Below are 17,240 nucleotides of genomic sequence, written 5' to 3' on the forward strand. Positions count from 1 at the left end.
TTCACGATCTTACTGCGCGGGCGTGATCGAGGTTCATGCGCTGCTCAACATGCTCATGTACTCAAGTACATTCCGCTTTTTGCGCTGCGCTTTTGTTACACCTACCCCGCTGACATCCGCGCAGTAAGATCGTAAACAGGTTCTAACACCGGCGGCCAGTTATGCGCCTCTGCCTGACCATGCTGACACCAGGCATACAGGGCGTCATACATCACCATGCCATGGCTGAGCATCTCATGGTCATCGGCAAAATTACGCGACAGGCCCAGCGACAGGGCATACAGGCCGGCGGACTGCGGCGTCAGGTCCAGGCGGCTGGTGTCAGCACCGCGCACGATGTTGGCCAGCATGGCCAGTGCAGGGTCGGTCAGTGCATATTTCTCCAGGAAAGCATCAAAGCTGCATAAGTCACCGACATGGCTCAATTCCACACCGGGGATGTCATAGGGCACGGCGCCCGTCTCGGCGGCAATGCGCATGATGTCGGCATGCGGTACATACAAAAACTCTGCATCGGCATCTATGAAATGGCGTATCAGCCAGGGGCAGGCAATACGGTCTATCTTGGGTCGTTCACGGGTAATCCATTGCATGATCAGTTCCTCCTGTCGGCACATCACGGCCTTGCACCGGTATCACCAGACAAGGCCTCAATCAATCGTTCGTCATCAAGTCAATCAGATTTCAGTTTGGCGCACCATGTCCGCCATATCCACCATCATAAGCAGCGCCACGTTTGGCCAGCATGCCGCCAGCCCGTTTGTAGGCCTCAATGCCCCCTTCCAGATAACGGGCGGCAACCCCGGCCTCGGCGAGTGCCCTGGCGCAATTGACGCCCACCTCAGCACCCTTGATGCAATACACGACCACATTCTGCTGCCCCGTCAAGGCACTGGCCCAGCCACTGACCTGTTCAGGGTCGAGCCAGACTGCACCGACGATCTGATGCGTATCAGCCTCAAAGGCCGGGCGCTTGCGCACATCAATGAGTGCCGGCGGGCAGGCCGAACTCAGTTCACGCATGAGCTGGTCAACGCTGACGATGGACGAATCCAGGGACGCACCTGCGGACAAAGCTGTATTTGTATTCATGACACTTCCTTCAATGTAATAAGGGGTAAATCAACAATCCCAGAATCGCTGCGGCCGCAACAAGCAAGGGTTCCTGCAATTTCTTGAATTTCCATAAGAGGGCGATGCTGACGATGGCAATGACAGCCGTCGGCACGTCGAGTATCGAACGCCTGGCGATGACCAGCACGGAACCGGCAATGGCCCCTATCGCCGCTGCGGTAATGCCATCAACAAAGGCCACCACGCCGGGCAGCTTGCCGTACTTCTTGAAATACGGCGCCGGGATGACCGTGAACAGATAGCAGGGCAAAAACGTCGCCAGCGCCGCCACACAGGCGCCCGGCAAACCCGCCACCAGGTAACCGATGAAACCGACCGTAATCACCACCGGCCCCGGCGTGATCATCGCCACCGCAACGGCATCGACAAACTGCTTGTCGTTCAACCAGTGATGCTCGGTCACCACGCCGCCATACAGAAAGGGCACAATCGCCAGGCCAGAACCAAACACAAACGCCCCGGCCTTGGCAAAGAAAATGCCGATCTGCATCAGCAGCGATGCATCCTGCGCACCCAGCAGGCTACCCAGCACAGGGATTTGCGCCAGCGCCAGGCTGGGCGCATTGCCCCGGCCACCACGCAGCCATGTTGGCGGTGCCCGCAACAACCAGACCAGCACACCGGCGGCGATGAACAGCCAGGCGATTTCTGTCTCTGTCACAAAGGTCAGCGCGGCCAGCAGCAGGTAAATCGCCCACAGCAATTTGTCCTTGCCTATGCTTTTTTGCGTGAGCTTTTTTGTGCTCATGACGATGATGCCGACCACTGCCGCACCGACGCCATAAAACACCGATTGCATCCAGACCAGTCCGCCATAACTGACATAGGCCCAGCCCAGCAATACCACCATAAAAAATGACGGCAGCACAAAGGCAATACCAGCCAGCGTAGCCCCGGCAATACGGTAATGGACATAGCCCAGGTAGATGCCAAGCTGCGCCGCCAGCGGCCCCGGCGCCAGTTGCGCCAGCGCCAGCCCTTCCTTGTAGTCAGCCTCGCTGATCCAGCCACGCTGCTCCACCAGGTCGCGATGCATATAACCGACCAGGGCCACCGGCCCGCCAAAACCCAGCGCACCAAGACGCAGCATGTACATGATCATCTGCCACAGGCTATAGGCTGGCTGCGCTGGCAAGGCCGGCGCTGCTGCTTGTGGCAACTGCTGATTTTGTCCATCCCCGCTCATGATGTATCCCTCATTTTGCAGCCCCCTGTTCCACAGAAAAATGCTGGTAAAACGCATCGAGCACCATGCTCATTTTGTCCAGCAATTCATCATCGTCACGCGCACTTTGCCTGGCGCCGGTCAGCATGGCTTCAAAGCCGCTGGCCTCGGGCACAAAGCCGCTGCCCACATCCAGCACATGCACCATCGCCCCCAGTCTTTGCAGGCCGCGATCGGCTTCCAGATCAAAGCTGGCGAGCAAGACTTCAAAACTGACGCGCTCACCCACATGGGTAAAACGTGCCCCGTCAAAATCAAAGCCCAGCGCATCAGGCGGGCAATCTGCGGGCGAAGCCAGCCACAAAAAACGCGCCTGCCTGTCGATGAAACGCCGTATCAGCCAGGCGCAGGCCACCCTGTCCACCCACAACTTCTGGCGTGTGGCCCAGGTGCACCCCTGGTATTGGGCTATATCGAGCAACGGGATCTGCGCACTGACTGCCTGCGGCTCACCGGGTGACAACAGGCTTTCTGCCACCTGCACAAAATCCATCCAGGCTGCTTCTGCCGTCTTGCTGCTCTCACCGGGGAAATAATCTATCGCCCGCAAGCCCTCATAGTCACGCCGCAACTTGCGCAAGAGCTTGCCAATCTCAGGCGCTTTCATGACTACCAGACCGGCGCGCACATCCGCCAGGTTGCCCAGCCACACAGCATGTTCATCACTGCGGTCAAACAGCGCCTTAAAAGCCCGGGCCTCGTCCGCTGTCTGCGTGCCCACCTGCAAAAGCCAGGCACTGCCGCCTTCGCGCCGGGTTTCTTCCGACAAATCCTGCAGAGCCTGCTGCTGTGCCCCGCCGGATGGCAACAGGTAAACCCCGTCCCGCAAAGAACCGCAACCCAGCGATTTCAGGTTACGCCAGATACGCATGCGCCCGGTCGCACTATTGGTCGGCAGGCTGATGACCAGCAGCAACCAGTGGGCGGAGGTATCTAAAGTGTTGGATTCGGTTTTCATGGGGTCAATATATACGAAATAAACGTTTACTACAAATTTTGTAGAGATATATACATAAATTAAATCACATGCCTGCATGCCTTGCAATTTGCTAACATCTGTTCATGTACAAATAGAAAGTTTCTCTGATGCAGCGCCGGCTTGTGGTTTTTGATCTTGATGAAACATTGGTTCACGCCACTGAACACGCCCTGTCGCGACCAGCTGAGTTTGAGATAACACCCTACCTCATCTACCAGCGACCATTTGTCGCCGACATGCTGGCGGAACTCGCCACGGATTTTGATCTGGCCGTCTGGTCTTCATCGTCACAAGTCTATGTCGATGCCATCGTGAGCCGGATTTTCAGACATCCACTCAAATTTGCCTGGTCAGTCAAACGTTGCATACAGCGAGTTGATGTCAGAACCAATAGTTATGTCTATATCAAGGACCTGAGAAAAATCCGGGGCTATACCCTGGAACACATCATCATGGTCGACGATTCACCAGAAAAAATCGCCCGACAGCCACGTAATCACTTGCACATTAGCCCCTATCTGGGCCAGGCAGATGATAATGTGCTACTTGCACTCCCCCAAAGACTGCACTCCTTTAAACCCTATTGATCTGCACCATGCCACTGATACACGCCCAGCGCGCCGACATCACCAGACTGCAAGTTGACGCCATCGTCAACGCCGCCAATTCATCACTGCTCGGTGGTGGTGGCGTCGATGGGGCGATACATCGTGCAGCCGGCCCAGACCTGGTATATGAATGTCGTCTACTGGGTGGTTGCAAGACAGGCGAAGCCAAGCTGAGCAAGGGATATAAGCTGCCCGCCCGCTTCATCATCCACACCGTCGGCCCGGTATGGCGCGGCGGCACAACCGGTGAACCAGACCTGCTGGCATCGTGCTACACCAACGCCCTGCGCATCGCCGCCGACAGGCAAGTGACCAGCATCGCCTTTCCCAGCATCAGCACCGGCATTTATGGCTACCCCATCACCCAGGCAGCCGAAGTCGCCGTCAGCAGCGTGCGAGCGGCATTAAAAGATTACCCGGAGATTGAAGAAGTGATTTTCTGCTGCTTTTCAGAGGATGACCTCAATATCTATCTGGCTGTGCTGGACAACAACAAAGAGGCTTGAACAGAACTGATTCCCGGTCCGCCTTGACGGACCAGGTTGCCAGTCCTTCAGGACTGATGTGCTCTGCCCGGTGCAGGATACAGCCAGCCAAACACCAGCGTCGCCACAGCCGCCCCCAGTAACTGGGCAACGATAAAACCCGGCGCATCTGCCGGGCGTATGCCGGCAAAAGTATTCGTCGCCGCCCTCGCCAGTGTCACTGCCGGGTTGGCAAATGAGGTCGAAGACGTAAACCAGTAAGCCGCCGTGATATAGGCCGCCACCGCAAACGGCGTCACTGTCGGGCGGCTGCGTGAACAGCTGATGATGACGGCAATCAGGCCAAAGCTGGCGACAAATTCACTCCACCATTGCGACAGCCCCGTACGCACGTGTTCAGACGCAGCGAACAAGGGCAAGTCAAACATGCCATGCGCCGCAGCGACACCGGCAAAAGCGCCCAGCACCTGCACCAGCAGATACGGCAATACATCCCTGCCGGGCAAATTCTTTTGAACCGCTTCTGACAAGGTGACCACAGGGTTGAAATGCGCCCCCGATACCGGACCAAACATCAAAATCAGGGCGATCAGGCCGGCACCAGTGGCAATCGCATTGGCCAGCAGCGCAATGGCGACATTGCCACCAGCCAGGCGCTCTGCCATGATGCCAGAGCCCACCACCACAGCCAGCAGCATGGCCGTACCCAGCCCTTCGGCCACCAGGCGTCGCGCCAAGCCCGTCATTTGAGTTTGCCTATCTGGTCCAGCGCCTGCTTGAACTGCTGGCGGTCCTGCGCCAGCGTCGCCAGTGGCAAGGCCAGCATGGCTTCGATGCGCGTGCGCAAGACCAGGTAGGCTTTCATGAAGGCAGCATCAATTTCTGTATCGGTACCCGTGGCATGGGCAGGGTCTTCCACACCCCAGTGCGTGCGCAAGACAGGCCCCAGATAGGCCGGGCAGGTTTCACCGGCAGCGCTGGCGCACACCGTAATGACAATATCCGGCGTCACCGGCAAGTGATCCCAGGACTTGCTGAAATAACCGTCTGTCGCGATCCCTTCCCTGTCCAGCAAAGCCAGCGAACGTGGATGCACCTGCCCGGTGGGCTGGCTGCCCGCACTCATGGCCCGCCAGCCGGCAGGCGCAAGATGATTGAAGGTGGCCTCAGCCAGAATGGAACGGCAAGAATTGCCCGTGCACAGAAAAAGTATGTTCATGATGATAAGGTGATGAAATGAATTGCTCAGAACCTGCTGACGATCTGTAGCGAGCGTGCGTCAGCGGGGTCGGTGTAATAAAAGCGCAGTGCAAAAAGCGGAATGTACTTGAGTACATGAGCATGTTGAGCAGCGCATGCGCCCCGCATGACTTCCGATTGCGCAGGCACAGCAAGATCGTCAACAGGCGCTCAGACATCGGCAGCCGCAGGCTTGAGCGGCGCAGCCACACATGACAGGGAAACAGGCGAGCAGGGATTGCCGCCACAGCAACTGTCAGTCAAAAAAACCAGCAGACCATTCATGGTCTCAAAATGCGCTGCATAAATCACAAACCGCCCCGCCTGCCTGCCACTGACCAGTCCGGCATGACTCAGCTCCTTGAGATGAAAAGACAGGGACGAAGGCGCAATCCCCAGTTCTTCACTGATCTTGCTGGCAACCATCCCCGCCGGCCCGGCCCTGACCAGCAGACGAAAAATCGCCAGTCGCGATTCCTGCGCAAGCGCCGCCAGAGCGGCAATGGCTTGTTTGGTTTCCATGTCTTGAATCCCCGATTAATTTCAATAATTCTATAATTATTGAAATATAGAAGTAAAGGTATTTTTAAGAAAGTTGCATCTGAGAACCCGTCATACTCAAAGTCAATTCTTCTGTTGTTATTTGAACGCGCGACTTCATACTCATTCAGTTGTCATCGTTCGTCCAGACGTGCACTGTCACTCCAAGGCACTGAAGGGTGACAGAGATGCGATCCGACTAACGGAAAGAAACTGCGGCGCAATACAATCACCGCATGGAATAACTGAATCTGACCTGGCAAACGCCGTCTGCAAACCGGGTCGCTGCCAGATCAGGCCGCGACCGCTACACGCTTCCAATAAAGCTCACTTGGTCCGATTGTACTTTTACAACCACCACCTGTAGTTATCCATCAAGATGGGTTTGGCTGGCCTCAAAACTGACATTATTGATTCGGGTAGCAGGTCGTAGGAGATTTAACATTAGGTCCCGGAGCAGCAGTACCAGGGTGTTGATAAACATGACATGTATAGCTCGCTTTTTTTGATTTCGCATACCAAATTGTCACATGGTCGCTGTTAATCGAAATTTGTGAGCCCGTTCCATCGTCACCTCTATGCACACCTTTCTTATATTTACACTCTCCCTCGCTGTAAGCTTTTGCCAAACCGGCATGGTCAGTGTATTTAATTCGCTCCTCCCATACGCTGTCTATGCCGCCTTCTTTTTTCCAGGTGGTTGTATTTCCTGAGCAAGCGGCTGACGCCAATCCAGGTGCCAGCATCATGGCGACCACAGCAGCAAGACTCCATATAAGGTTCGATTTTTTCATTTACTTCTCCACAAAAAAAGTGACTGGGGTCTGTGATGGATAAAGCCCCATATCTCTGTCAATTCCAATTACATAAAAATCATTCACGATCAATGTCCTGCCTGCTACAGAATTGATATTCCCTCGCAAGGAAACGACATCATTCATCACCAAAGAGAGGTGTCGATCAGCAGGTACTGATGATCTCTACAGACAACTGATTCCAAACACTGGGCCAGCCTCTTTAAGTTGATCGCATTGCATACTATCCTTTACTTTAAATAATGAAATTTCCTCCTTTAGCTTTTTTAACTCATCATTCATGCTGGAAAAATAGGTCTCCAAAAAACGACTGTCAACGACGTCGCCTTCCAACATTTGATTCCTGTTCTTCGCCTTCATTTTCAGATAGGCCTCATACCTGAATTCCAGCTCAGATTTCAAATCCAGCTTAAAGTCTGCACTGCTAACAAAAAATTTCAGACTAGTCATCAGATCGTTAAACGACTGATTGGAGTCAAACAGGCCCTGACGAACCTCGTCGAGTAAATTCATCAATCCATAGATGCGTTCAATCGTGATTTGCCTTTGCGATTTACTTGCATGTAAAACACGTAGATTCTCTTCCTGCTCAATGCGCTTGAATTCAAGATCATTGAGTCGTTTAGCCAAATCATCGATTTCTGCCGCCAGTTGATTACGCAGGGATATTTCTGCCTGGCTTAGCAGATTCAACTGCCCCAGTAGACTGGTGTTAATACGCCCTATACGTTCTTTGCGACTATTAATAGAGGCTCGATTGGTTTGAGCATCAAGGTCAATCTGCCGCAACTTATCAATAGCCACTTCAATTTCAGCTTCCAGATCCTTGATGGCTCCCTCGGATGATTTTCTGGACTTGTACTTTTTAAGCTCAACATTGTTTGTATGAGCGATTGCATCGAGCAGCCTTTTTTGCCGAAAAACATTCACCTTGTTAATGGCATTGAGCGTTGTCTGCAAACTCCACAAGCGACTCTCAACACCGGTCTGTTCAATTGAACAGTTAGAAAAATCCACATAAGTGGGCGACTGCTGCATGCATACTTTCAGGGCATCTACACGAACAGTCAGTTGGTCAATTTCTTCCTCTGTTAATTTAAAGATTTCAGGATGCATTTTCTGCACCAATACAACGATACGTTCTTGTGCACTTGCCAGTGACCAGGTCGAGAAAAATACAAAGATGCTTACCCACTTCAGTTGTTTCATCAAAGACATTGGAATTTTCCGCAATTACACATGGCATCAGGGATACATTTCAACCACGCGAGATATGACATCAGCAAAGTCAGACATGTTTGTCAGAAAGTATCTGTTGACGCCATGTTGATTAGGCTAATACTGCATTAATTGACGAGACCAATTTCTTTTTCTGAAATCGCATCGCTCTCGTTTTCATTTTTCAATTTGGATGCGTAGTCTTTATTGTTCTCGAGCAGATTATCAAGCTTACCGCCTATTTTCTTGCTATCTGCAATGGCGAGTGCACGACGTTTTTCTATGGAAAGGACTGTCTTGAAATCACGGTGGACCTGCTTTTCAGTCCTGGCGGATTTTTCACCGAGATCAAAGCAGATCTTCTGCACTGCCACCCAATTGCAATACAGGTTGACCACACCTTTTTGAAAGCCATGGTCGTCTTCCATCGCAGCACGCACGTTTTCGTTTGTGTACGTTACATATTCATCGTTGACAATGCTTAATGTTTCAGAGGCAGACAATTTTTCACATTGCGCTTCCATGACGCGCCAAAATTTTTCCATTTCTCTCAAACAGACCGTGATATTCTTTAAAGCAAACTGCGCAACCAAAAGTGCAGAGCGAGCAAAACCAATGTCATCAACTGCTATGTTGTAGTTCTGCATGCTTGCGGCTGATCGCTTGAGGATCGCTATCTGCTGTGCCTTGTTTTCTTGAAGTTCATCAATCTTCTTGTCGTAGTCACTGACTCTTTGGTTGTATTGTTCTACCAGAGAAAACAGGTCTTTCTTGACATTCTCAGCGCTGCGTTTTGCGGCTTCCGCCGCGGCGGCGATGGCGTGTGCTGCAGCTGTCTTTTTAATATCTGCTTCTATCTGATCGAGTTTTTTCTTGACGTCTTCCAGTTCCTGACGTTTGGTCTCAAGCTGATCAGTAATTTCCTTGCCGTCACCGTCGTCGCTATCATCGTCACGGTCGTCACGGTCATCACTATCGCCATCACCGTCATCATCGCTGTCATCATTGTCATGAGCAGACTTGGTCTTTTTTATTGATTTTGACGCAGAACCGCTTTCTTCGCCATCCTCATCGCCCTCGTCTTCATCCTCCTCTTTACGCCCCGCTTTTCCGGATTCTTTTTCCGCGATCTTCTTATCCTTTTCCTTGCCATCACCCGGCTGCCTGGATTTGAAGTCTTCAAGCTGCTCTTCCAATTTGCTGATATCCGTCGACAGTTTTTTCTTTTGTGCTTCCAGCTTCGCCTGTTCGGCCTTTGCAGTATTGATGGCCGTTTGCAATTCGGTGGCAGATTCGCCCGGTTTCGGTGTGCCGCCACCTTGATCATCGACCTTCCCGACAGAACCAATCGCCTTGATTGATGAAGTCAATGCACCGCCACTGTAGACTGCGCAAAATGCCCCTACGCCCTCGCTGATTGGCCCCATTATTGCGGAAATCATCGACATTCTGATGGCTTGATTTTCCACACGATCAAGTTTGGCGACGATTTCCGCACGCGCCTTTTGCTTATCTTTTAGCATTTCTTCATAGCTTTTTGACAGAGATTCTGCTCCCGCCATGACGCTATTCAATTCGTTCATGTCACTTTCAATCTTCTTCAGCAATTTGCGCTGTTGTGCGTCCGTGACACCAACATCGCCTGCCAGATCTCTTGATTTGTGAGCCAAAGCCTGGAATTCTTTCGTTAACTCCACTGCGGTCTTATGCAGCATGTTGGCGAATTTTTTGATGTTGTTTACCTGCACAAGCGCCAGGTTAATTTTATTTGCATAAAGATGTCCAACCAGACGCAGCAGGCAACTCTGGACACTGGTTGCTACATTCGAAAACTTCGTCATGCCGACATGCGATTCCATGCACGCATGACCAAATTGTTCATGTAGAACCAGCATGGGTTTTTCCAGTTCTTCAAAACCTGCAACACCGTTATAAGCAAGCTTCAGCAACGCCCCGACCAACTCAAGATTGGTGCTCAATTCATCCAGATTCAAATGTCCCAGAATTTTACTGATGCTGTCTTTTACGATTTCACTCTCTATGGCCGGCATCTCCTCAAGTGAGTAAGTTTCACCAGGACCGTAGTGCAATACAATTGCTGACATAAGAATCTCCAAAATCAGATAGCTGCGTCTATAAGCCCGCAGAAATATATAAAATGACATTATTTCATGTTGTCGTAAGAACAACGTAAGAGAAGCCAAGATTGTCGATTTGAGCAAATAGAACCGTCAGACAAACTGTCAGGCATACAGGCGCATGAGGATTGCAGTGTCCGGGTACACGAGGACAATCCGGCTTACTGAAACAAGAACTGACGGCTCGGCAATACACCATCAAAAACATCTTGAATAGCAGCAGAACTATCTGGGGAGCTGCGTTGAACCAGCTCAATTTGAGAAGTGAAATTTGGCCTGCAGGCCATGGCAAGCTACCAATACTCTGTATGCAGCGCCTCCGGTGGACCATGACTTCGACCAGAAAAACAGGGCAAGTCAGTCCTCTCACTGTTTGTCACTTCAAGTTCTACTTGACACCTCACCTTCAGTTGCTTATCCTTAATTCGTTAAATGACGAATTAAGCCTTGCGCCAGCCAAACCAATTGAACAAACCCAGCAAAATGAGCAAAACCTGTTGCACGCCCGGAAATGGCGGAGCTGCCGGTGAAGTGGATGCAGAAGATATTGCCGCCCTGTGCAAGGCGCTTGGGCATCCGGCGCGGGTGCGTCTGTTAAAGCATCTGGCCGATTATGGTGCGTGCTTCTTTGGTAATTTGACGGATATATTGCCGCTGGCGCCGAGCACTATCTCCCAGCATGTAACGATCTTGAAGGAAGCTGGCCTGATACTGGGTTCGTCAGATGAGCAGCGGGTTTGCTATTGCGTGAACCCTGAGCGTATCAGGCAGTTGAAGCAGCTTGTCGCAGGCCTTTGATTTTTATCAGACTTACGCAAAGCCGCCCCAGCTGCGTTGTAATTCCTGGTGGACTGTAACAATAGTCGTACTAAAGTACTGCCTTCGTCATTGCGCCTTGCCGGGACAATTTTGCAGAAGCTCTACTTTTTTTAATTTTTTATTCGTTATTCGACGAATTACAGGAGAGTAAGATGAATACACAAACAAGGGGCTTACCCGTCGCCATCATCGGTGCCGGGCCGGTCGGGCTGGCCGCAGCAGCAGAGCTGGTGCAACGTGGTTTTACACCGCTGATACTGGAAGCGGACCACAGCATTGCAGCCAATCTGCTCAGTTATCACCATGTGCGCTTGTTCTCCCCCTGGCGCTACAACATGGCGCATGCGGCACGCAAGCTACTGGAAGAATCCGGCTGGCAATCGCCCGAGCCGGAAGCCTTGCCAACCGCCGGGGAAATCATCACCGCTTACCTGCAACCCTTGGCAGAGTTACCGTCTATTGCGCCCCACCTGCATCTTGATCACCGCGTAGTGAGCATCACCCGGCAAGGCATGGACAAGCTGAAAACCAAGGGACGCGAAAGCGCATCGTTTGTCTTGCGCGTACGCACACCAGATGGTGAATGCGACATGCTGGCCCAGGCGGTCATTGATGCCGCCGGCACCTGGTCCCAGCCCAATCCCCTGGGGGCCAATGGCCTGCCCGCCCTCGGTGAGGCCGCGATGGCAGCCCACATTGCTTATGGCATGCCCGACATACTGGGTGCAGAACGTGTGCGCTATGCCGGCAAGCGGGTACTGGTGGTCGGTGCCGGGCATTCCGCAGTTGGCAATCTGATTGCGCTTGGTGAACTGACGGCGCAAGAACCTGCGACGTCGATCGCCTGGGCGCTGCGAGGCAATGACTTGAGCAAGGTCTTTGGCGGCGGCGATGCCGATCAATTGCCTGCACGCGGGCAGCTTGGCAAGCGCTTGCGCGCCCTGCAGCAAGATGGCCGCCTGGAAGTCCATCCGGGTTTTCATGTGCACAGCTTGCAGACATCCGCTGTGGCGCCAGGCAAAATCCGCGTTACCGACAACAACGGCAGAGATGCGCATACCGCCATCGACCAGCTTGATGAAATCATCGTAGCAACCGGCGCCCGCCCCGATTTATCCATGACGCGCGAATTGCGTCTGCAACTGGACCCCTGGCTGGAAAGCGCCGCCGCCATCGGCCCCCTGATCGATCCCAACCTGCATAGCTGTGGCACGGTGCGCCCGCATGGGCATCGTGAACTGGCGCACCCTGAACCCGGCTATTACACCGTGGGGGCAAAGAGTTATGGTCGCGCTCCTAATTTTTTGATGGCGACAGGTTATGAACAGGTGCGCTCAGTGGTTGCAGCTCTGGCCAATGATATGGCCGCGGCAGACAAAGTGGAACTGGCGCTGCCTGAAACCGGCATCTGCAGTGTGTCATCGGTACTGGGCACGGCGCCAGCAACGACCGGCTGCTGTGGCGGTGCTGCGCAAAAAGACGCCAGCGCCTGCTGCCTGCTTGACGAGCAGGAAAAAGACAAAGGTAACAGCGGTTGTGGCTGTGCAAAACCGACTGCGACTGTGACTCCAGCAATGGCAAAGCCGAAGGAGGCGACAGGCTGCTGCGGCTGAGTATCTTGTTTTCAACGACGAAACTTCTGACTACCCATGAGGGCTGACATGCGCTACCTGATATCGAGAACTTTTTTCCCTGCCGCCGTGCTCGGCAGTTTTTTACTGTTCCTACATGTGCGGGCACAAGGGGGCAATGCCGAGCTGGCGATACTGCTGTCTGGCGTCATCATCGTGGCCTTGAGTTCATTACTGGAACGTTGGATGCCCTACAAGGCAAGCTGGAATCTTGCCCAGGGCGACCTGGCAACAGACATTGCCAGCACAGGCATCCTGGTCGGCATTATTGAACCCTTGCTGAAGTGGGCCGGGCCAGTACTCGTTCTGTCCCTGTACGGCTGGCTGCAACTGCCCGCAGGACTGCATTTATTCCCGGTCTCACTGCCTTTTACGGTACAGGTCATACTGGCAGGCCTCGCGGTGGAACTGGGCAGTTACTGGTCGCATCGCTGGCATCATACGGCGCGGCGCTTGTGGTGGCTGCATGCCATGCACCACAGCAGCGAACGTCTGTATACGATCAATAATTTCCGCTTTCATCCGCTGAACCACCTGGTGAACTACCTTCTGGCCGTCTTCCCCCTGATGCTGATCGGCACACCTGCGGAGGTGTTGCTCGCCTATGTCGCCTTGAGCCAACCGGTGCTGATGCTGCAACACGCCAATCTGCCGCTCCAGAACGGGATATGGAATTATGTCTTCAGCACCAATGAAGTGCATCGCTGGCACCATTCCAGCCAGACTACAGAAGCCAATCATAACTATGGCCGCGCCTTCCTGATCTGGGACTGGGTGTTTGGCACCTTTTATTTCCCGACAAGGCAGGCTGGACCCCGGCAGATAGGCTTGTTTGCCAGCAGCCGCTATCCTGGTTCATACTCTTATGCCAGGCAGATCGCGTCGATGTTTGCGCCACACTGCTGCAAATGAACAAACCCAAGGTACAAGAATATATCGCTCTTCAAGATGCAGACAACACCATCAGGCTGGCGCACCATAGGCATACTGGCGACGACGCAAGTCATGTCCTGGGGATCGCTTTACTATGCCTTTGCCATTCTCGCGCCAGAAATCCGCAGTGAACTCGGCTGGCGTGCAGAATCAGTATTTGGTGCATTTTCGTGGAGCCTGCTGGTGGCAGGTTTCGCTTCGACGCCCACAGGTATCCTGCTTGACCGCTACGGCGGCAGGCTGGTCATGGGTACAGGCTCCCTGACCTGTGGCGTCGGCTTGATACTGCTCAGCCAGAGCCATGGCTTGCTCACCTATGTCCTGGCCTGGACCCTGCTGGGCCTGGCCATGGCCCTGACTTTGTACGAAGCCGCCTTTGCAACGATCAACAAAGAGTTTGGTCTTGCTGGCCGCAAGGCAATTTCCACCCTGACCCTGTTTGGCGGCTTTGCCAGCACCGTCTTCTGGCCACTGACCCAGCTATTCAATGCACACTGGGGCTGGCGCACGACTTACCTGGTGTATGGCCTGGCGCAACTGCTGGTCTGCCTGCCCTTGCACCTGCTGCTCCCCTCCCCCAGGAGCAAGCATGATAACCCGGTATCGCCCCATGCAAAGGCGGTACAGCACTACAGCCTGCGCGAAGCGGTCAGCCACCCGGCCTTCTGGAAGCTGGCCCTGGCATTTTCTGCCAACAGCTTTGTTTTTTCGGCGATGTCAGTACACCTGATTCCGCTGCTCAAACAGCTTGGCCACAAACTGGATTTTGCCGTCATGATGGCCGCGCTGATAGGCCCTGCGCAAGTGCTGGGCCGCATCGGTGAAATGACATTCGCCAAACGCGCCTCACCACAAACGACAGGCCTGTTTTGCTTTACTCTCTTGCCGCTGGCCATGCTGGCCCTGATGCTGCTGGGATCATATAGCGCGATGGTGGCCCTGTTTTGCCTGATGTACGGGCTCAGCAATGGCATTGTGACCATCGTGCGCGGCACCATTCCGCAAGCCCTGTTTGGCAGTCAGAACTACGGCGCCATCTCGGGTGCACTCGCCGGCCCCGCCCTGCTGTCCAAAGCTGCCGGGCCACTGGTGATCGCTGCCCTGGTCCAGTTTTCCCCCACGCCCGGCCCGGTACTTGGCCTGCTTCTTGCATTTGCCGTGCTGTCCCTGTGTTTTTACCTGGCCGCCGTCAACCATGACCAAACCGCAGCACAGGCCAAACCCAGTTAAATTGAAGAAAGAACCTGCATGATACGACCCGCCACCCCCAGCGATGCCGCAGCCATCATCGCCATCTACAACCACTACATCACCAATACCACCATCACGTTTGAAGAAATCCCGGTGACAGAAGAAGAAATGGCCAGGCGCATCAGCGAAGTCAGCGCCAGCCTGGCCTGGTACGTCGAAGAACTCGATGGCGAAGTAGTCGGCTATGCCTATGCCACACCATGGCGTGCACGCAGCGCCTACCGGTTTTCCGTTGAAAGCACGGTCTATGTATCGCCGCAACATCCACGCAAGGGAATCGGCAAACGCCTGTACCAGGCCCTGCTGGACGATTTGCGCCAGCGCAGCATCCATGTCGTGATAGGCGGCATCGCCCAGCCCAATACAGCCAGCGTCGCCCTGCATGAACACTTCGGCTTTGAAAAGGTCGCACACTTTAAACAGGTTGGTCGCAAGTTTGAGCAATGGGTGGATGTGGCCTACTGGGAGCTGCTGCTACCTTGAATTGAATCGAATCAGGGTAACCGGGCCAACTGCACTACAATACTACCTTCGCTTACCTTCACCAACAGGCTCCCCATGCGCAATCTCCTGTACAAAATCACCAGCTTCATCACCCTGGCCTGCGCCAGCCAGTTCGCCCTTGCCCTTGATTGCAGCAAGGCGTCCAACACCATCGAAATCAATGAGTGCGCCTCCATCGAGCAAAAGAAGGTAGAAGCAAAACTCAACGCCGTCTACCAGCGCGTGATGAAGATGCTCGACAAAGAGATCGCCGCCGGTGACCTCGACAAGGCATCCAAGACCACCCTGATCGAAGCCCAGCGCGCCTGGCTCAAGTTCCGCGAAGCCGACTGCAACGCCGTCTACCAGTACCACATCAGCGGCACCATACGCGGCGTGATGTACATAGGTTGCATGCAAACCCATACTGAACGACGTATCAAGGATCTGGAGGAGTATGAGAAGAACTGAGGCGGAATATATAGCGGCAGGTAAAAACCGTTCAAACTACGTCGACATCCTGACACTGGCGTCTGAACTGTCAGAAGATGAATTTCATTGCATGACCTATGTCTTTCATTCGCCGGTGGCCACCATTACACTGATTGATGATATCAATGATGCCGATGTCACCGTAAGCGTCACTGTGCCCGGCCAGCTTGCACCGTTATTCCATACGGAGATACTCGATTGCAAAGACATCGTTCCCGTGAATGACAAACGCGGCCAATATCTCGAATTCACAGGGAAGATATTGAATGAAGAATGCACATAGCAAAATGCCAGACAATTTTTTGAGAATCCGGGTCCACATCAAACCAGACCTGCGAGTAGAAATTTCTTTTGTAACAGGCAATTGAGTTGATGATTGTGACAAAAAAATTCTCTGACATTGAACGCATCAAAAACAAAAGGCAGAAAAATGTGCAGGAACAAAATGCCCTGACCGAACATGGCATCAGGGTTGAGGCCAGCTACTGGCGCAGCCGTCTGCTGCCACCAGCACTGTATGAAGTGGGAATGTCACATGGCGTAGACTGGGACAAAAGTATCATCATAGATCTCGACATGGACTTGCCATGGATGCCGGACATGCTGCTTGGCACATTGCTGACGCAGGAAGAAAAATTCATCGATTTTGAAATAGAAACTGACAAGCAAGGTCAGACAGCTGTCACCATAGAGGCCTGGCTTGACGTCACTGCGCAGATAAACACCTGCGAACATAATCGCGGCATCGGTGTAGGTATGGGAGTACTGGCTCTCAAGATACGCAAGGAGTTATGTGGAATTACAGAACCACAGCTTGCAAATGGTCCTGACAACAAGGGCAAGCCTGATTTGATAAAAACAGATTGCACTAATCCTGCTTTTTAGCCAGTACATACACAGAACAAAAACGCCCCGCGAGCAACCTCAGACCGAACATCAGCATCACTGCCAGCAATAACGGCTTGCCCGGTCCCCACATCGCGCCAGCCATGCCTACAGTAAAGGCTGTTGCAAAGCCCAGGTCAATATCGAGGAAACGGCGCTCCAGCCGTGTCCTGCAAGACGGGCAGTCGACGCACACCCGTCTGACCAGTTTATACCAGCGATGCCTGGTTGGTACTGGTGGTGTCAACCGCAAGTCGGCGAGGCATTGCGGACAAAGATGGCGCTTGAAAACAGTATGCATCAGCATGGTATATCAATGCGGTGCGCAGCACGTTCATGAGAATTCTTTATTGTACGCTGATGCC

21 protein-coding genes are annotated in these 17,240 nt (G+C 53.2%); 10 read left to right on the forward strand and 11 right to left on the reverse strand.

The annotated features are described in order from the left end of the window. Nucleotides 1-101 precede the first annotated feature (101 nt). The 4 genes from LZ463_RS27115 to LZ463_RS27130 all read right to left on the reverse strand — a co-directional run bounded on the left by LZ463_RS27115 (nucleotide 102) and on the right by LZ463_RS27130 (nucleotide 3,317). Entirely contained in the window at nucleotides 102-593 is a 492-nt protein-coding gene (locus LZ463_RS27115; protein ID WP_241459450.1) for a chromate resistance protein ChrB domain-containing protein, read from the reverse strand. 91 nt (nucleotides 594-684) lie between these two features. Continuing rightward, complete coding sequence (locus tag LZ463_RS27120) at nucleotides 685-1,092, reverse strand: rhodanese-like domain-containing protein (protein ID WP_241459451.1); 408 nt, start codon at nucleotides 1,090-1,092, stop codon at nucleotides 685-687. Between the two features lie 10 nt (nucleotides 1,093-1,102). Further along, nucleotides 1,103-2,236, reverse strand: coding sequence for a chromate transporter (locus LZ463_RS27125; protein WP_489686157.1), 1,134 nt, complete (start codon nucleotides 2,234-2,236; stop codon nucleotides 1,103-1,105). A gap of 94 nt (nucleotides 2,237-2,330) precedes the next feature. After that, nucleotides 2,331-3,317 (reverse strand): chromate resistance protein ChrB domain-containing protein, encoded by a 987-nt coding sequence (locus LZ463_RS27130; protein ID WP_241459453.1) that lies wholly within the window; start codon nucleotides 3,315-3,317, stop codon nucleotides 2,331-2,333. Between the two features lie 128 nt (nucleotides 3,318-3,445). On the opposite strand from LZ463_RS27130, the gene LZ463_RS27135 reads away from it, so the two are divergent. Together LZ463_RS27135 and LZ463_RS27140 are read left to right on the forward strand one after the other, a co-directional pair. After that, on the forward strand, nucleotides 3,446-3,925 hold the full coding sequence (locus LZ463_RS27135; protein WP_241459454.1) for an HAD family hydrolase: 480 nt from the start codon (nucleotides 3,446-3,448) through the stop codon (nucleotides 3,923-3,925). 8 nt (nucleotides 3,926-3,933) lie between these two features. Beyond that, complete coding sequence (locus tag LZ463_RS27140) at nucleotides 3,934-4,452, forward strand: O-acetyl-ADP-ribose deacetylase (RefSeq protein ID WP_241459455.1); 519 nt, start codon at nucleotides 3,934-3,936, stop codon at nucleotides 4,450-4,452. Nucleotides 4,453-4,499: 47 nt separating this feature from the next. Here the strand turns inward: LZ463_RS27140 and LZ463_RS27145 are convergent, their stop codons facing one another. From LZ463_RS27145 to LZ463_RS27170, 6 genes are all read right to left on the reverse strand, one after another. Then, nucleotides 4,500-5,177, reverse strand: a complete 678-nt coding sequence (locus LZ463_RS27145; RefSeq protein WP_241459456.1) for an MIP/aquaporin family protein — start codon at nucleotides 5,175-5,177, stop codon at nucleotides 4,500-4,502. Next, entirely contained in the window at nucleotides 5,174-5,650 is a 477-nt protein-coding gene (locus LZ463_RS27150; RefSeq protein ID WP_241459457.1) for an arsenate reductase ArsC, read from the reverse strand. The genes LZ463_RS27145 and LZ463_RS27150 overlap by 4 nt, the downstream gene beginning before the upstream one ends. Before the next feature lie 191 nt (nucleotides 5,651-5,841). Next, nucleotides 5,842-6,192, reverse strand: coding sequence for an ArsR/SmtB family transcription factor (locus LZ463_RS27155; RefSeq protein ID WP_241459458.1), 351 nt, complete (start codon nucleotides 6,190-6,192; stop codon nucleotides 5,842-5,844). 425 nt (nucleotides 6,193-6,617) lie between these two features. After that, on the reverse strand, nucleotides 6,618-7,004 hold the full coding sequence (locus LZ463_RS27160) for a hypothetical protein (RefSeq protein ID WP_241459459.1): 387 nt from the start codon (nucleotides 7,002-7,004) through the stop codon (nucleotides 6,618-6,620). A gap of 186 nt (nucleotides 7,005-7,190) precedes the next feature. Further along, on the reverse strand, nucleotides 7,191-8,243 hold the full coding sequence (locus LZ463_RS27165) for a coiled-coil domain-containing protein (RefSeq protein WP_241459460.1): 1,053 nt from the start codon (nucleotides 8,241-8,243) through the stop codon (nucleotides 7,191-7,193). Nucleotides 8,244-8,371: 128 nt separating this feature from the next. Next, nucleotides 8,372-10,348: a coiled-coil domain-containing protein gene (locus tag LZ463_RS27170; RefSeq protein ID WP_241459461.1), complete on the reverse strand. Its 1,977-nt coding sequence runs from the start codon at nucleotides 10,346-10,348 to the stop codon at nucleotides 8,372-8,374. A 516-nt stretch (nucleotides 10,349-10,864) separates the two neighbouring features. On the opposite strand from LZ463_RS27170, the gene LZ463_RS27175 reads away from it, so the two are divergent. From LZ463_RS27175 to LZ463_RS27210, 8 genes are all read left to right on the forward strand, one after another. Beyond that, nucleotides 10,865-11,179, forward strand: a complete 315-nt coding sequence (locus LZ463_RS27175) for an ArsR/SmtB family transcription factor (RefSeq protein WP_241459462.1) — start codon at nucleotides 10,865-10,867, stop codon at nucleotides 11,177-11,179. A gap of 173 nt (nucleotides 11,180-11,352) precedes the next feature. Continuing rightward, nucleotides 11,353-12,813, forward strand: coding sequence for an FAD-dependent oxidoreductase (locus LZ463_RS27180; protein ID WP_241459463.1), 1,461 nt, complete (start codon nucleotides 11,353-11,355; stop codon nucleotides 12,811-12,813). 48 nt (nucleotides 12,814-12,861) lie between these two features. Beyond that, complete coding sequence (locus LZ463_RS27185; RefSeq protein WP_241459464.1) at nucleotides 12,862-13,743, forward strand: sterol desaturase family protein; 882 nt, start codon at nucleotides 12,862-12,864, stop codon at nucleotides 13,741-13,743. A gap of 36 nt (nucleotides 13,744-13,779) precedes the next feature. Then, nucleotides 13,780-14,994 carry an MFS transporter gene (locus LZ463_RS27190; protein WP_241459465.1) on the forward strand — a complete coding sequence of 405 codons (1,215 nt, stop codon included), beginning with the start codon at nucleotides 13,780-13,782 and terminating at the stop codon, nucleotides 14,992-14,994. Nucleotides 14,995-15,012: 18 nt separating this feature from the next. Next, nucleotides 15,013-15,498: an arsinothricin resistance N-acetyltransferase ArsN1 family B gene (locus tag LZ463_RS27195; RefSeq protein ID WP_241459466.1), complete on the forward strand. Its 486-nt coding sequence runs from the start codon at nucleotides 15,013-15,015 to the stop codon at nucleotides 15,496-15,498. A 75-nt stretch (nucleotides 15,499-15,573) separates the two neighbouring features. Then, nucleotides 15,574-15,969: a lysozyme inhibitor LprI family protein gene (locus tag LZ463_RS27200; RefSeq protein ID WP_241459467.1), complete on the forward strand. Its 396-nt coding sequence runs from the start codon at nucleotides 15,574-15,576 to the stop codon at nucleotides 15,967-15,969. After that, nucleotides 15,956-16,273: a hypothetical protein gene (locus LZ463_RS27205; protein WP_241459468.1), complete on the forward strand. Its 318-nt coding sequence runs from the start codon at nucleotides 15,956-15,958 to the stop codon at nucleotides 16,271-16,273. Before LZ463_RS27200 ends, LZ463_RS27205 begins: the two co-directional genes overlap by 14 nt. A 149-nt stretch (nucleotides 16,274-16,422) precedes the next feature. Then, on the forward strand, nucleotides 16,423-16,875 hold the full coding sequence (locus LZ463_RS27210; RefSeq protein WP_241459469.1) for a hypothetical protein: 453 nt from the start codon (nucleotides 16,423-16,425) through the stop codon (nucleotides 16,873-16,875). Here the strand turns inward: LZ463_RS27210 and LZ463_RS27215 are convergent. Then, a complete protein-coding gene (locus tag LZ463_RS27215; RefSeq protein ID WP_241459470.1) occupies nucleotides 16,859-17,182 on the reverse strand; it encodes a hypothetical protein in 324 nt (107 codons plus the stop codon). The genes LZ463_RS27210 and LZ463_RS27215 overlap by 17 nt on opposite strands. Between the last annotated feature and the right edge of the window lie 58 nt (nucleotides 17,183-17,240).

The sequence above is a fragment of the Undibacterium paludis genome (assembly GCF_022568815.1).
Classification (GTDB): Bacteria; Pseudomonadota; Gammaproteobacteria; order Burkholderiales; family Burkholderiaceae_D; genus Undibacterium.

What these genes read in the sequence shown, in the direction of transcription:
- LZ463_RS27115 (WP_241459450.1), bottom strand. Translation starts at nt 593, where the DNA reads ATGCAATGGATTACCCGTGAACGACCCAAGATAGACCGTATTGCCTGC.
- LZ463_RS27120 (WP_241459451.1), bottom strand. Translation starts at nt 1,092, where the DNA reads ATGAATACAAATACAGCTTTGTCCGCAGGTGCGTCCCTGGATTCGTCC.
- LZ463_RS27125 (WP_489686157.1), bottom strand. Translation starts at nt 2,236, where the DNA reads ATGATCATGTACATGCTGCGTCTTGGTGCGCTGGGTTTTGGCGGGCCG.
- LZ463_RS27130 (WP_241459453.1), bottom strand. Translation starts at nt 3,317, where the DNA reads ATGAAAACCGAATCCAACACTTTAGATACCTCCGCCCACTGGTTGCTG.
- LZ463_RS27135 (WP_241459454.1), top strand. Translation starts at nt 3,446, where the DNA reads ATGCAGCGCCGGCTTGTGGTTTTTGATCTTGATGAAACATTGGTTCAC.
- LZ463_RS27140 (WP_241459455.1), top strand. Translation starts at nt 3,934, where the DNA reads ATGCCACTGATACACGCCCAGCGCGCCGACATCACCAGACTGCAAGTT.
- LZ463_RS27145 (WP_241459456.1), bottom strand. Translation starts at nt 5,177, where the DNA reads ATGACGGGCTTGGCGCGACGCCTGGTGGCCGAAGGGCTGGGTACGGCC.
- LZ463_RS27150 (WP_241459457.1), bottom strand. Translation starts at nt 5,650, where the DNA reads ATGAACATACTTTTTCTGTGCACGGGCAATTCTTGCCGTTCCATTCTG.
- LZ463_RS27155 (WP_241459458.1), bottom strand. Translation starts at nt 6,192, where the DNA reads ATGGAAACCAAACAAGCCATTGCCGCTCTGGCGGCGCTTGCGCAGGAA.
- LZ463_RS27160 (WP_241459459.1), bottom strand. Translation starts at nt 7,004, where the DNA reads ATGAAAAAATCGAACCTTATATGGAGTCTTGCTGCTGTGGTCGCCATG.
- LZ463_RS27165 (WP_241459460.1), bottom strand. Translation starts at nt 8,243, where the DNA reads ATGTCTTTGATGAAACAACTGAAGTGGGTAAGCATCTTTGTATTTTTC.
- LZ463_RS27170 (WP_241459461.1), bottom strand. Translation starts at nt 10,348, where the DNA reads ATGTCAGCAATTGTATTGCACTACGGTCCTGGTGAAACTTACTCACTT.
- LZ463_RS27175 (WP_241459462.1), top strand. Translation starts at nt 10,865, where the DNA reads ATGAGCAAAACCTGTTGCACGCCCGGAAATGGCGGAGCTGCCGGTGAA.
- LZ463_RS27180 (WP_241459463.1), top strand. Translation starts at nt 11,353, where the DNA reads ATGAATACACAAACAAGGGGCTTACCCGTCGCCATCATCGGTGCCGGG.
- LZ463_RS27185 (WP_241459464.1), top strand. Translation starts at nt 12,862, where the DNA reads ATGCGCTACCTGATATCGAGAACTTTTTTCCCTGCCGCCGTGCTCGGC.
- LZ463_RS27190 (WP_241459465.1), top strand. Translation starts at nt 13,780, where the DNA reads ATGCAGACAACACCATCAGGCTGGCGCACCATAGGCATACTGGCGACG.
- LZ463_RS27195 (WP_241459466.1), top strand. Translation starts at nt 15,013, where the DNA reads ATGATACGACCCGCCACCCCCAGCGATGCCGCAGCCATCATCGCCATC.
- LZ463_RS27200 (WP_241459467.1), top strand. Translation starts at nt 15,574, where the DNA reads ATGCGCAATCTCCTGTACAAAATCACCAGCTTCATCACCCTGGCCTGC.
- LZ463_RS27205 (WP_241459468.1), top strand. Translation starts at nt 15,956, where the DNA reads ATGAGAAGAACTGAGGCGGAATATATAGCGGCAGGTAAAAACCGTTCA.
- LZ463_RS27215 (WP_241459470.1), bottom strand. Translation starts at nt 17,182, where the DNA reads ATGCTGATGCATACTGTTTTCAAGCGCCATCTTTGTCCGCAATGCCTC.